Origin of the sequence: Acetivibrio mesophilus (assembly GCF_004102745.1) — a bacterium.
GTDB classification, from domain to species: Bacteria; Bacillota; Clostridia; order Acetivibrionales; family Acetivibrionaceae; genus Hungateiclostridium; species Hungateiclostridium mesophilum.
The window spans coordinates 25,102-38,866 of sequence record NZ_RLII01000022.1 but is presented as its reverse complement, the minus strand read 5'-3'; the positions used below and the strand labels follow the sequence as shown (position 1 = coordinate 38,866).

The window sequence follows — 13,765 nt, the reverse complement described above, 5'->3', positions numbered from 1 at the left end:
ACAACTAACACGTGTTAATTTATTTTAATTATATCCTATCGCCTTTCCATTGTCAACCAAACCCAAGCTTAGATAAAAAAGAATATGATTGTATATTATTGTGATATAAACTACTGAAATTTTTTATAATTATATACATAAACAGTAAGATTCACTTGATTAATTCCAATATCAGTGCTATCCTTTAGTTGTCAGATTAATTCTAATTCTTATTGGTATTAAGGTGGTTTGGTCATGAATAGCAAGGATATTGCAAAGATTGTTGGCGTTTCAAGAAGTACTGTTTCACGGGTAATAAATAACTATCCTGATATCCCACAAGCAACACGTGAAAAGGTATTAAAGGCAATAAAGGAATATAACTATTATCCTAATGCTTCAGCTAGAAGGCTTGTGGGGATGAAAAGCTCTACATTGGGTATTTTTATTATAGATATAAGAGATAATGAAAAACCTCATCATGTAATAGAAAAAAATGAGGATCTTTTATATGACAATTCATATTTTTCACCGTTTATAAATGCTTTTATTGACCAGTCAAACAAAGCTCAATATCATGTTTTGGTATCAACTATCTACAGCTCAGATGAGTTGTGGAAGATACAAAGCGCTTTTTATGAGAAAAGAATTGATGGTGCAGTAATTGTAGGAAGTAGTAATGCTGATTATAACAAAATTGTTGAAATAATGGATAAAGATTTTGTTACAGTTGCAGTTGATTTTGACGTAGAAAAAGAAAATATAGATAGGGTTATGTCTGTAAATGTTAATAATTATAGTGGTGTGTCTGATGCTGTAGAATATCTCATTGAGCTTGGACATAGAGATATCGGCATTATTACAGGTGATTTAAAAAAGCTTTCCGGTAAAATAAGATTTAATAGTTTTAAGGATGCACTTTTAAGACATTCTCTCCCATTAAATGATGACCTTATTGCCTATGGTGATTTTACCGAATATAGCGGCTATGAAGGTATGAAAAAAATATTGGCATCTGATAAAAAGCCGACTGCCGTATTTGTGTGTAATGATACTATGGCTATCGGAGCATATAGAGCAATAGAAGAATGTGGACTCAAGATTCCGGAGAACATTTCAGTTATAGGCTTCGATAATTCTTATATATCCCAATACATGTCCCCTTCTCTTACTACAGTCAATGTTTCATTGCCTGAGATAGCTAAATGTTCTATTGATTTGCTTCTTGAATGTATAAATAACAATGAGATAAAAGCCATGCAAAAAACGGTTAATGTTCAAATAATCAAACGCAATTCATGTAAAAAAATCGATTGAAATTGTGATGTAAAATAATCTGCTTTAAATCATCAATTATCAATCGCTTTTCTTCAATATAAGTTTGAATTACTTAAGATATTCCTTAAATTTGTCAATCTCCATCTTTAAAATAAATTGCTGATAGGCATTTTTTTCAGCCAAAGCATCGGCAAGGTTCTTTTTTGCCATAAAGGCACGGCTATCGGATACACCCTTGCCTTCCGATAAATAGACCTTCTCTTCATCCTCACTGAGGGTATAGTTTAGCATTCCGGAAGACCCTAGATATTTTAAGCCTGCTTTTACAATACTCTCCTCAACGCAAAGCTTCATGGAAAGCTCGTCTACATAGGCTCTCCCATCTCTATTTTTTATTATATGCTTTATTAGCCCCAGAAGGTTCAATACAAAGCCTTTAAAGGTATAGTTCGGAAGGATACCGAAATTTATTATTACCTTTTGGGGATTGGCAAGGGCAATGACCTCTCTGAAAATGTCTGTATTAGAAGGAGTTGACAGGAAAATGAGTTCATCGCAGTTTCTCACCAAAAACCTGTCAACAGTATTCTCGATAGGACATGCCGCCTGAAGCCCTTCGTAGAATATCTGAGCTTCGGGATATCTCTTCAAGAGGCTTTCAACAGATGTATTCCTCTCATCCGCTATTTCCCCTTCAAACAGATCCCTGAATTCTCCAAAAGTTTCAATCATATATCCTAAAGTCAGTTGAATACCCGCGTCTTTACTGTAATTATTACGGCTGAGCCTACAGACTATATCAAATATCCTGCCTTCAAAGGACTCATCCTCTCCAAACCACTTGACCGCCGGTATTCGCTTTCCTTTTTGGTCTTCTAATACCATTATATGATGTTTTTTCTCCGTTATTCTGTCACTTAGCACAGTAATATTCCTAATATAAAACCAAGGAGCCTCAAAGCCTTCTCCGTAGGGTCCTGCCGATTGAATTCTATTGTAAAGCTCTTGATCTATACTTTCTAACTCCAGCTCCATATCGGCGTTGACATTTATCATGTCCTTTATAAAATACCTATTTTCTGCCTCCAGCTCAATTTGTGCGATAAAATCCTCAATGTCATCCTTTTTGATTGAAAGTCCTGCGGCCTGAGAATGCCCCCCAAACTTCAAAAGCTTTCCGCTGCACTCCTTGATCAGTTCATAAATATTTATCTCCTCAATGGACCTCGCAGAGCCTACTGCAGTAATCCCATCCTCCTTCAGGGAAAACAGTATTGCCGGCTTCCGATAAAGCTCACAAATCCTGCCGGCAGCTATTCCAATTATCCCATGGTGCCAAAAATCCTTAAACAGTACCAAAACTGTCTTGTTCTTTTTCCTTGCCTCCACCATCTCAACAGCTTCATCTATAATTGTCTGCTGCACTCTTTTTCTCTCTGTATTTAGGGAGTCAATTTTCTCCGCCATAATTCGTGCCTTTTGGGCGTCTCGGCACAAAAAAAGCTCCACTGGAAGCCGTGCTGTTTCCATTCTTCCCGCTGCATTTATTCTAGGGGCTATCTGAAATGCAACGTCCTCCTCATTCTCAAGTTTTCCGTTCTTTTCTGCTATCATAAGAAGCTGCCTAAGCCCTATTCTCTTTGTGTTAAACAGAGCAGGCAAAGCCTTCTTAAGGAGGTACCTGTTCTCTCCATTTAGGCTCACCACATCCGCTATAAGAGATAATGCAAGCATGTCCAAAAACTTTTCCGCTCTACTGGCAAGACCCTTTTTCTCAAGCAAGGCAAGGCAGAGAAAATACACCATCCCACAGCCGGATATATTCCTTGCCCTATGCCCCTCCTCCAAAAGCTTGGGATTTAATACTGCATCGGCCGGAGGAAGTTCATCGGGAATAGTATGGTGATCGGTCAGCACCACATCCATTCCCAGCTCCTTAGCAACGCTTATCTCCTTGATGTTTGAAATTCCGCAATCGCAGGTGATTATTAACGATACACCCTCCTGGGCAAGTTTTCTCACTACATCCTCATTCATGCCGTATCCTTCGGTAAATCGGTCGGGAACATGATAGACCACCTTTGGAGTAAAGAAATTCAGGCATTCCACAAGGGTAACAGTACTGGTAACACCGTCAACATCATAGTCTCCATACACACATATTTTTTCTCCATTATCAATTGCACGAAAAATCCTGTCCACGGCTTTGGACATATCGGAAAATTCACAGGTTCCGGTAGGCTCATAAAGCTCTGAATTCAGCATCTGCCTTATCGTATCCGGATTCTTATATCCCCGGTTGTAAAAAATCCTCGCCACAAGCTCATCATCGCCGCAAGCATCCAACACTTCTTGCGGAAGGTGGATTCCTCCGTTTAATATATTTACCTTGACCTTCAACTACCTCAGCTCCTCAATACTATCCCAATCCAGTTGATCGAGGAAATCCTCATCCTCTTCCACAGCCTCAAAATCAACCCGTTCATTATTGCAAAACCAGTTAAACTCACAATACATGCAATTTTTTCTATAAAGTTTTTTATCAAAGCTCCCGTAATCATACTCCAAAATACCGTCTATCTTTCTTTTTAGAGTATGTCGAAACTCTTCATGCATTTCATCAGTATAGCTTATTTCAGCCAAAACACTGACAGGCTCCGGCTGCCAATAGAACATCCTTATATTTGAGCAGTCGATTTCCCTTTGAACCACCCTCTGCGCCTGCTCCTTCAGCACAAAAAGATACACCATTGACTGAAGGCTCCCTTTTAACCTTTCGCCTTTTAGCCTCTCATCAACTGCCTTGTTCTTTCCTGGGGTCTTCCAGTCCCATATTTCAATGCCGCCTTTTTTTACCACAAGGAGGTCAAAGTTTGCTTCAAGTCTCAAGGTTTCTTTTGCCATCCTTAGCTTATACTCAGGAAGATACAGTGCATCGTCTGTCTTTGGGAAATAAGTTTTAAGAGCTTCTATCCATCTTGACAGCTCTTCATATCCTTCAATCCCCTCTGTAAATCCAGTGTCAATTCCCAAAAAATACCTATGAGCCATTATATGAAAGTTATTGCCTATCTCCCGCCTTCTATTTAGCTCTTCACTAATCACACTTTTCCACTTTAGACCTTCAAGATATCTCTTTTTAAACTTCAGTGGACACTTTTCAAAAGTCGATATGGATTGCTGTGTAAACAAAAAATAATTGAAAAACCTTAAATCATTATTCATATTCTCCCAGCCTCCTCAATATACTGTCTCAGCTCAAGGATATATCTTGACGGAAGCTCAACCCTTTTACCCTTGCTTAGCTCATAGGAAGATAAAAAGAGATATTCCTTTGCCCGGGTAATACCGACATAAAGAAGCCTTGCCTTCTCTGAAATCGTTTCCAGCTTTGATTCTAAAATCGAATCCCTGCCGATTTTCCCTTCAAACACTTTTGCCATTTCACTTTTAATTATAGCCTGGGGATTCTTATACTGCTCCTTCAAAAACCAGAATTCGCCCATAAATTTATCCTCCAGCAAAACCGGAAAATCAGCATTATTAAGCCCTGTGAGAAATACAATATCCCATTCAAGGCCTTTAGATTTATGGTATGTAGCAACCGTAATCACTCCCGGCTGCGGCTCGAAGCCTTTTAAATCCCAAACGATCCCTGCAAAATAGTTGAACATATTTTTAGGGCTCAGAAGCTCCAATGCAAGGTCACTGAGCCTCCACCGGGGATTTTGGTTCATAAGGTATCTTACATCACCGGCCACCTTCTGGGCTATTGCTCTTTCCTCTCTGTCAAACCTAAGTTTTTCCGATATGAATAGAATAAGCTTTTCCACAATAGTATTGGGAAACTCCAACAGTTCTCTAACCATATCAAGACAGTCTACAAAATCCTTCCAGATATTTGCTTGAAGAAGCTCCTGCGGCACATCGGCAATTTCAATTATCCCGCCCACAGGATAGAGAAGCTTTTCCACAGGATACTTTTTTAAGAATCCGCTCAAAAGCTCCCTCTGCCCCATCGTCTTTACCTCATCCTCGGTATCGGCGAAATCGGGGCTGTCATAGGTACCAGTTAGAATGCACTCATTTATCATATTGGAAAACTTTTCACCATCTTCCGGTACGGCTAAAAAGTCAATAATTCTACCCAGCTTCTTCAGCGTCCCGTTCCTCTCTCCGGAAGTATTGTCAAGCTGTTCAAAGGGAGCCTTTCTCGATTCTAAAATATTTATGACCAGCGACATTTTCCATGCCGAAGGGACAAGTATGGCAATAGTCTTATCCGGATGCTTTTTTATCATGTGCATTGCCTGGGTCACAACTCCCCTTGCTTCCTCCTCCCACGATTCAAATACAGCGGCTTTTATGCCATATTCATCAATGACCGGGTTGGGTCTTGGGTCATCCTCAGCCACAGGCTCGATATATTGGGGAAGCAGGCTGTCACGGCACTGGGGTACCGGGTGATTCTCCCTTACATACCTTACAAAATAATTGGCCAGGTCAATAATATCCCTAGTGTTTCTACTTGACTGGGTTATACTGTATACCATCGTGTCCGGAGCATCGCAAAAGCCTTTGAAAAGTGTGAAGTCACTGCTGCTAAAGCTTCCGCAAATCGCCTGGTTACTGTCTCCAACCCTCAGCAGGTTTCCATTGGCAATCAATGTCAGTATCTCATTTTGAATATAGTTTGAATCTTGAGCCTCATCCTCACACACAAAGGAGTATTTCTTTCGATATTTCTCAAGAAGGTGTTCATCGGTTTCCAGCATTTTTTTTGCATTGTAAAGCATATCATCAAAATCCAAAAAGCCACCGATTTTTAACCTTCTATCATATATTTCGAATATGTCGGATGCCCATGAGAGAATGGAATCTTTCCCTAAGCTTTTGCATTTCTCTTTCGCTTCGGAAGGTGTAATGCCCTTCACCTTAAAATCGCTGATCGCCGAAAGCATTATCCTGCAAAGCTTGTCCTGCCAGTTTTTATATATGTCTCCCATCTTGCCCGAGCTTAGGTTCTCCATATCCAGATAAAGCTGGAACTCCCTTTCGTTATATCTCTTCCACTCATCTATTGCGCTGGAAATCAAGTGTATCTTTGACACCTCATCAATTATTTCAAATTCCTCGTTTGCAATAATAAGGTCGGGCTTTTCCTTTATGATTTGAAGGCACAGGCCATGAATTGTGGATACAAAGTAATCTTTGCTCCCATTGATACCTCTTTTTTGGAGCTCTGCAGAGATACGCTGTTTAAAATTGTTCACAGCACTGTTCATATACGTGACAATTAGAATTTTGCCCGGTTTATGGTACCCATTGCTTATCATCTCTACTGCCCACAAAGAAAGGCAATGGGTCTTGCCGCCTCCCGGTATTGCCGGAATAGCACATTTTCCCCCTCTGTATCTTTCCACAAGCTCTTTCTGCCCTTTTCTAAGCCCCACGAAACATGCCTCCCAAATAGTTCTTTTACTTCGTCAGTATCTCGTCAAAATAATCTGCCAGAATACCGTCATTTTCATAGCCGTTGGCAGAAAGCATAGATTCAAAGGTTATAAGCTTTTCGTCACATCTTTTTAACAGTGACCTTATGAGAACTGCCAAGTAGTGTTTCTGATTTCTTTCTTCCATTTCCTCTGTATAAATATCCTTTTCATTCCACGTTTTTGTCAAAACATGGATATTGGTTATCTCTTTGATACTTCTCGGGGTCCAATTGTTGCTGCTGATACTCAAAAGTATCAGCACCTTGCTTTTTAATGGGCTTGACAGGTATGCCACCGGAGTAGACATTAGTACAAAATTGCCGTTAAGCTTCTCTTCCAACTCAAATATGCTTTCTGCAGACTTTATTCCCTTCTTCGCGATATCAAGAAAATCCCTGCTGGCATTCCTATTGAACCTTGAAACCACATTAACAAAAGACTCCGCACTGTCAATAAGCTTTTTGGCTTCAATAATGTCCTTCTGGGACACTTCCCCAGAAAGCAGTATCTCCAGAAAAACCTTCTGAAAAAACTCATGTATCTGCAGGGGTTTTTCCCTCTCTCGGTATTCCTTTATCCAGCTCCTTATGTACTCATACTTTTCAATGTTATAATACCCGACCCTCTCCACCAGTCCCGGAAACTCTATATCGGGAAACTGGGCAAAGGGCCTTTGGGCAAGGACCTCTCCCGCAAGGATGGAACTTCTTACCGGGTCTATTTTCAGTACCATCCTAATGAGCGCCCTTATATCGTCCCTTCCCGGTACCGAACCATAAGCCGGGTGACACAGCTGAGCCAAGGTTATCAGTGCCTGGGAAAAGGGATTGTCTATTATCTTGTTCATTCTTGCCAAGTTTTTAATCTCATATCCGTGTCTTTCAAGTGTTCTTGCTATAACAAACTCTGTGACAGGATCTGCATAGTTGGATATTACTGCAATATCTGAAGGATTATATCCTTCATCCTCAATCAGCTCTATAATTCTATCCCCTGCCCTCTCCAGCATGTCACTTCTAAGTTCTAATGCCGGAACCCTCTCTATCTCCGGACGCATATTGAATTTACAAGGTGTAGAGTTCTCTATGATATCAAAAAGCATGTCCGAGAATTCATACATAAAATCCTTACAGGTGTGGGATCTATTCATCTCCACTATCTCTATTTTATCAATCAATTGCTGCTTAACATATTCATGATTACTTCCAAAGGCCTGTCCATATCCCCCTTCATGATTATACCCTAAAAGACATGTCTTTAATTTGGGCAACAGGAATTTGATAAAATCAACCTCCGAAGGTACACACTCCTCGATATTATCTACAATAAGGTGATTAATCCTTTGAAACAACTGATTTCGGTATGTTTCATCAGTAAGGAGGCATTTGTTGTACAACTCCACGGCCATACCAAAGTCGAATATGCCCAGCTCCATACACCTTTTTCTATAGTCCCGTATTATATCGTCGGCTTCTTTGTATACCTGCTTTTTTATGTCTTCTTTTTTCTCTAAAGCACTATATAGGCGATCTCCAATCTCGCTATAGGGAATGTCTGAAATAGCAGCCTTGACAAGGTTTGATGTCATATCAATTGCAAGCCTGTCGGAAAAAGAGGTAACCCCCGCAAAGGCTCCTTTTTTTTGCCTTCGCCAATCCAAAACAATGGACACAAGAAATTGGGAAGCTTCAAAGGTCAGAAAAACAGGCTTCACATCCCTATTTCCAATCTCATTGCAGTTTTTTAGAATAAGAGGATAATAGGTTCTTATCTCCTCCTGAATAAAACCAAAATATGAGGTTCTGAGAATTGCACCGGAGCCCTCAAGAAATGTCTTGGTCCTCCACTCCAAAGACTGGGTCCTGTTTAAAAGCAGTATCAGTATTTTTTCGCTGGGTACCTTAAGGGTATCAACCATATACCTGTACCTTTCAAGAAGCAAAGTTGATTTTCCGCTTCCAGTAGGACCTTTAAGTATCAGCTTTGAATTTTCTATCGGTGCTTTTATAATCTTCCTTGTAAGATCATCAAAAAATTTGATAGGTATCCCTCCAAAAAGTTTTCCTGCATATATTATACCATCATGGGAAGATTAATGAAAATATTTAATAAATGCGACAAGTAATATGGTAATCGACAAAGCTTTATTAAGTCCTGCTGAGTATATAGACGAGGATGATTCCCAAAATCTGAAATGCAAAAATCAACGGAATTCCTATCATAAAGCTGCGGTGTCTTGTCTTGTGTCTGAAAAAGAGCAACCCCAAATATACTCCCGGAGCACCTCCCATTAGGACAAGCCAGAAGAAAGTCTTTTCCTGTATCCTCCACAGGCTCCTTGCAGCTTTATATTTGTCAACCCCGCTTAAAATAAAGCCAACAATGTTTATGGTCATAAGCAAAAGAAAAATAAACATATTCGTTTCCCCCATCGTCATCAAATATTGAGTTTCCATAATTACCAAGAATTACAATGGTTTCGAATAAGTTAACAACAGGATTACATATATATTATATCAAATTTTATTGCTTTAAAACAAATTTTCAAGTTAAATAAATACCCCGGCATTACGCCAGGGCATCTATTAGGGGGTTAAAATGTATTTGTGAGGTCATTATAATTATTAACCATTTTAGAATATATTATTCAACTATCTTAAAAATATTTCACAAATTATTTTTCATAGGTTTTTAATATTCTAGCTGCTATTTCTCTCTTGGTAACCCGCATATCCATTGCCTGTTTTTCAATAAATCTATGTGCCTCAGCTTCCGACATTTTTAAGTATTCAATCAAAACACATTTTGCTCTATCGACAAACCTTATATCCTCTATCTTTTTTTGAAGCTGTTCGTTTTGTTTCTTAAGACCTTTTATTCTATTGTGAGCGGCAGAAGCAAGCTTTAGAGCACTCCAAAAAAGCTGACGATTAACGGGCTTTGCTATGACAAATATACCAAAATCTTCAACTTTATCGGATATCTCATCTTCCAACTCGCTTTTGACAATCAGCATAACTTGTGTTGTTCCCCTATTGGCAATATTTATTGCCAAATTGCTCCCAAATTCATCTGTTAACGGTGTATTAACTATGCATAAATCAAAATCTCTGTCAACTAGTATTCTTTTAGCTTCACCGGCATTTTTAGCCAAAACGATTTCGTTATATGAGTTAAACCTTAATAACTCTTCCAATGAAGAGCTGACCTTTAAAGAACTGGATACAATTAGAATACTATCCATATCACCACCGACTTATCCCTTTTTTGAATCTAAATTCTTCGAAAATACATCTGCTTTTCTATACTTTCCTTGTCTTCACTTTCAAAATATCTCTCCCATTCTTCAAACTTTATCTCTAAATACTTGCCTAGCATTTCTTCCCCTAAAATACTCTTTACAAAACTACTTTTTGATGCAATATCCAAGGCCTGTTTTAAGTTTTCCGGAAGAGCCTTAATATTTCGTAATTCATCGCCGTTAGAATTATACAAATTGTTATTAATCGGTTCCGAAAGCTCTAATTTTCGTTCGATTCCGTCAAGTCCTGCATGCAAAATAAGTGCAAACGTAATGTATGGATTACATGCCGGATCCGGAGAGCGCAGCTCCATTCTGCTGTATTCCCCTGTCTCAGCAGGGATCCTGATGAGCTGAGAACGATTTTGATGAGACCAAGATACGAATTTTGGCGCTCTGAAACTTCCAAAACGAGCATAAGAATTTGTGATCGAATTGGAAAATGCAGTAATATCCAACATTCTATCAATAACCCCGGCAATAAAGCTTTTTGCAGCAGATGAATCATTATCTCTCTCTTTAAAAATATTGAGTCCGTCTTTTGAAAGAGATAAATTGATATGAAGTCCGCTGCCGCTTTCACTCAAAATAGGCTTTGGCATGAAGGATGCAAAAAGCCCGTTTCTTGATGCGACAGCTTTAACCACAGCTTTGAAAGTCATTAAATTATCTGCTGCTGTAAGAGCGTCGCTATACTTAAAATCTATTTCGTTTTGCCCGGGACCTTGCTCATGATGGGAACTTTCCGGCTGGATTCCCATTTGTTCAAGAGACAGACAAATCTCTCTTCTTACGTTTTCTCCTTTATCAAGAGGGGCAATATCCAAATATCTTCCTTCATCATGGGGAATATATGTCGGTCTTCCTTTTTCATCGGTTTCAAATAAATAAAACTCGCACTCAGAGCCTATCTTACATATATATCCCATTTTCTCCGCACGACTAACAGCCTTTTTAAGAATATTCCTTGTATCTCCTTCAAAAGCTCTCCCGTCGGGATGTTTTATGTCACAGAAAAAACGTATTACTCTTCCCTGCTGAGGTCTCCAGGGCAAAATACTTAAAGTGGATGGGTCAGGATGTAAAAACAAATCGGATTTTTCAACATTCATAAATCCCAAAATTGAAGATGCATCAAAGGATATCCCTTGTTCAAAAGCTCTTTCAAGCTCTTGAGACATAATAGAGATATTCTTTTGAGTCCCTAAAATATCGCAAAAGGCCAGCCGGATAAATTTCACATCATTTTCTTCTACAAATTCCAGCACCTCTTTCATAGTATAAGTCATCCTCAGAAAACCTCCTTTGGTTATATTCTTGATTAATTATATGTGTAGAGCTGCTTGTAAGGGTTCTTCGTATTGGGGATCAGGCAGAAAAATTTGGAGCTTAGTATCTGTTCCTTGTCTTTGCCAAACTCTTGGCAAAACTCTTCTATATACTCTTTTATTTCTTCCATATCCCCACTATCAGCTTCCCTTGCAATCACCTGTTTGGGCAAGTCTTGCGGAAGCTCGTTGCACCTTAAGTATATTTTACCACCATGCATACCTGTTCCGCAAAAATCTCCCACCGGAACAGTATTTTCGCTATTTAATCCCAATACTACTATGATTCCTCCTGCAAGATACTCTCCAAGGAAACTTCCCACACTGCCACCAATAACTATAACAGGCTTTTTCTCTTTATATTGCTTCATATGGATACCTGTTCTATATCCTGCATTGTCCCTTATGAATATCTTTCCGCCCCTCATTGCATATCCACAGGCATCCCCACTATTTCCATGAATATATATGACGCCGTCATTCATTGTATCCCCGGTTGCATCTTGGGCATTTCCTTTTACCCTTATAGTACACCCATTCAAATATGCTCCAAGATCATTTCCCGGGGTACCGTATATTGTAATGTTTTTATCGCTTTGCCCGCTCCCTATATATCTTTGTCCTATGCAGTTTTCTATAACAATGTCTTTATCGGATGTTTCTCTTATTTTTTCATTTAAACTCTTAAAATATAAATTTTGAGCATTAATATTCATTTACCACACCTCCAAGTATTTTCTTGCGATCTTTTCTTGTAAAAGCCATCAAGCCAGGACTTTGCAAGACCAATTCAAAATCAATATCGCACAGAGGAGTTTTTTCTCTTATTAAACTTGTATAAATCCCTGCTTTTTCGATATCTCCAATCATAATATAGCCTTTTAGCAGTCCATCCTTTACAAATAATTTTTTATAATTTTCCCCATTACTTTTGCTAAAAACTTCCCCGATGTAACTTCCCGCTGTTATGATGTGGAGACCAAAAAAAGATATTGCGTTCATAGGAATTGCTTTTCCGTACTCTTTTTTGCCCCCTGCCATATTAATTCCTGCGCATTCCCCCTGCATATAAGCATTGGGCAACAATGCAAGAACCTTATTCTGCTCCATAGTTATATCAAAGGATTCACAGCAATCTCCTGCGGCAAATATATCCGGTATGGAAGTCTGACAGAATTCATCAACAACAATGCCTCGGTTTATCTTGCCGTTTATCTCTTTTATTAAACCTGTATTAGGTATAACACCAACAGCAAGTACTAAAACATCAAATTCAACTTTTTCTCCATTAGACAATACCGCCTCATTATTTGCAAATGTCTCCACTTTTGTATTTAGAATAAATTTAATATTTCTTTTCTCCATATGGGATTTAACTATTTCGGCCCCGTCTCTGTCCAATATACTGGATAAAATTCTATCCGCCAAATCTACTACTGTAATACTCTCCACCCTTTTTGAAATCCCCTCGGCACATTTTAATCCTATTAATCCCGCACCAATTATTAATACTTTACTATTTGAGGAAATAGCACTTTCCACTTTCTTCGCATCATCCAAAGACATGAAGGAGAATCGTTTATGAACCCCATCCAACCCCTCCATAGGTGGAACAAAGGGTAATGATCCGGTAGCAACAAGTAATTTATCGTAATTTAAAACTTCCCCGTCATCAAGGTGAACCTCTTTTTTTGCATCATCTATCTTTACTGCTTCTCTGCCCAAAATCGCCTTGCAATTCATAGTGTCATAAAAATCTTTACTGCGGTATTTCATTCTTTCCTCATCGGTCTTACCATACAGCAAATACGATATAAGAGGTCTTGAATATACATGGTAAGGCTCTTTACTAATTATTATTATTTCGCCTTCCAAATCGTTTTTTCTTATCCCTTCCACTGCTCCCACGGCCGCCGTGGAATTTCCTATTATTACATACCTCATTTTTTCACCTCTCTTCAAAAACAATGGCATTATTAGGACAACCTTTTACACAATGGGGACTTCCATGTTTGTTATTAGTGCACAGCTCGCATTTTTGGATAATTGACTCATCCCCCGCACTTATTGCTCCATAAGGACAGCATAAAATACAAGTAAAGCATCCAATACATTTATTTTGATCAACGGATATTACTCCTTCGTTAATTGAAAGCGCCCCTGTAATGCACCCCTTTACACACAAAGGTTCTTCACAATGTCTGCAGGATACGGCAAAACTTATATTATCCTTTTGTTCTATTTGAATTCTTGGGTGTATAACAATGTCTTTTAATGCCTTAACCATATCTGTCTCATTAGAATTTGCAAAAGCACAGTAATACTCACACAAATGGCATCCTAGGCACCATTGTTCATTTACATATACTCTTTTCACCAAAAGC

Annotated in this window: 11 protein-coding genes; 1 reads left to right on the top strand and 10 read right to left on the bottom strand. The window is 38.8% G+C overall.

What is annotated here, in order from left to right; all coding sequences use genetic code 11:
- Positions 1-234: 234 nt before the first annotated feature.
- Complete coding sequence (locus EFD62_RS13550) at positions 235-1,296, top strand: LacI family DNA-binding transcriptional regulator (RefSeq protein WP_069194266.1); 1,062 nt, start codon at positions 235-237, stop codon at positions 1,294-1,296.
- Positions 1,297-1,365: 69 nt separating this feature from the next.
- On the opposite strand, the gene recJ is transcribed toward EFD62_RS13550, so the two are convergent.
- From recJ to EFD62_RS13500, 10 genes are all read right to left on the bottom strand, one after another.
- Positions 1,366-3,657 (bottom strand): single-stranded-DNA-specific exonuclease RecJ, encoded by a 2,292-nt coding sequence (recJ, locus tag EFD62_RS13545; protein ID WP_128706281.1) that lies wholly within the window; start codon positions 3,655-3,657, stop codon positions 1,366-1,368.
- Complete coding sequence (locus tag EFD62_RS13540) at positions 3,658-4,482, bottom strand: PD-(D/E)XK nuclease family protein (RefSeq protein WP_128706280.1); 825 nt, start codon at positions 4,480-4,482, stop codon at positions 3,658-3,660. It abuts the gene before it with no gap.
- Complete coding sequence (locus EFD62_RS13535; protein WP_069194269.1) at positions 4,479-6,710, bottom strand: ATP-dependent helicase; 2,232 nt, start codon at positions 6,708-6,710, stop codon at positions 4,479-4,481. Before EFD62_RS13535 ends, EFD62_RS13540 begins: the two co-directional genes overlap by 4 nt.
- Positions 6,711-6,735: 25 nt before the next feature.
- On the bottom strand, positions 6,736-8,760 hold the full coding sequence (locus EFD62_RS13530; protein WP_328590686.1) for a UvrD-helicase domain-containing protein: 2,025 nt from the start codon (positions 8,758-8,760) through the stop codon (positions 6,736-6,738).
- A 139-nt stretch (positions 8,761-8,899) separates the two neighbouring features.
- Positions 8,900-9,169 carry a DUF1294 domain-containing protein gene (locus EFD62_RS13525; protein ID WP_069194271.1) on the bottom strand — a complete coding sequence of 90 codons (270 nt, stop codon included), beginning with the start codon at positions 9,167-9,169 and terminating at the stop codon, positions 8,900-8,902.
- Between the two features lie 257 nt (positions 9,170-9,426).
- Positions 9,427-9,996 (bottom strand): ANTAR domain-containing response regulator, encoded by a 570-nt coding sequence (locus EFD62_RS13520; protein WP_069194272.1) that lies wholly within the window; start codon positions 9,994-9,996, stop codon positions 9,427-9,429.
- Positions 9,997-10,025: 29 nt separating this feature from the next.
- Positions 10,026-11,342 (bottom strand): type I glutamate--ammonia ligase, encoded by a 1,317-nt coding sequence (glnA, locus tag EFD62_RS13515; protein ID WP_128706279.1) that lies wholly within the window; start codon positions 11,340-11,342, stop codon positions 10,026-10,028.
- Between the two features lie 32 nt (positions 11,343-11,374).
- A complete protein-coding gene (locus tag EFD62_RS13510; protein ID WP_069194274.1) occupies positions 11,375-12,097 on the bottom strand; it encodes a GltB/FmdC/FwdC-like GXGXG domain-containing protein in 723 nt (240 codons plus the stop codon).
- A complete protein-coding gene (locus EFD62_RS13505) occupies positions 12,087-13,325 on the bottom strand; it encodes an NAD(P)/FAD-dependent oxidoreductase (RefSeq protein WP_069194275.1) in 1,239 nt (412 codons plus the stop codon). The genes EFD62_RS13510 and EFD62_RS13505 overlap by 11 nt, the downstream gene beginning before the upstream one ends.
- 4 nt (positions 13,326-13,329) lie before the next feature.
- On the bottom strand, positions 13,330-13,758 hold the full coding sequence (locus EFD62_RS13500; RefSeq protein WP_069194276.1) for a 4Fe-4S dicluster domain-containing protein: 429 nt from the start codon (positions 13,756-13,758) through the stop codon (positions 13,330-13,332).
- Positions 13,759-13,765: the final 7 nt, after the last annotated feature.

Coding starts and splice junctions, on each gene's coding strand:
- EFD62_RS13550 (WP_069194266.1), top strand. CDS start 235: ATGAATAGCAAGGATATTGCAAAGATTGTTGGCGTTTCAAGAAGTACT.
- EFD62_RS13540 (WP_128706280.1), bottom strand. CDS start 4,482: ATGAATAATGATTTAAGGTTTTTCAATTATTTTTTGTTTACACAGCAA.
- EFD62_RS13525 (WP_069194271.1), bottom strand. CDS start 9,169: ATGTTTATTTTTCTTTTGCTTATGACCATAAACATTGTTGGCTTTATT.
- EFD62_RS13520 (WP_069194272.1), bottom strand. CDS start 9,996: ATGGATAGTATTCTAATTGTATCCAGTTCTTTAAAGGTCAGCTCTTCA.
- glnA (WP_128706279.1), bottom strand. CDS start 11,342: ATGACTTATACTATGAAAGAGGTGCTGGAATTTGTAGAAGAAAATGAT.
- EFD62_RS13510 (WP_069194274.1), bottom strand. CDS start 12,097: ATGAATATTAATGCTCAAAATTTATATTTTAAGAGTTTAAATGAAAAA.
- EFD62_RS13505 (WP_069194275.1), bottom strand. CDS start 13,325: ATGAGGTATGTAATAATAGGAAATTCCACGGCGGCCGTGGGAGCAGTG.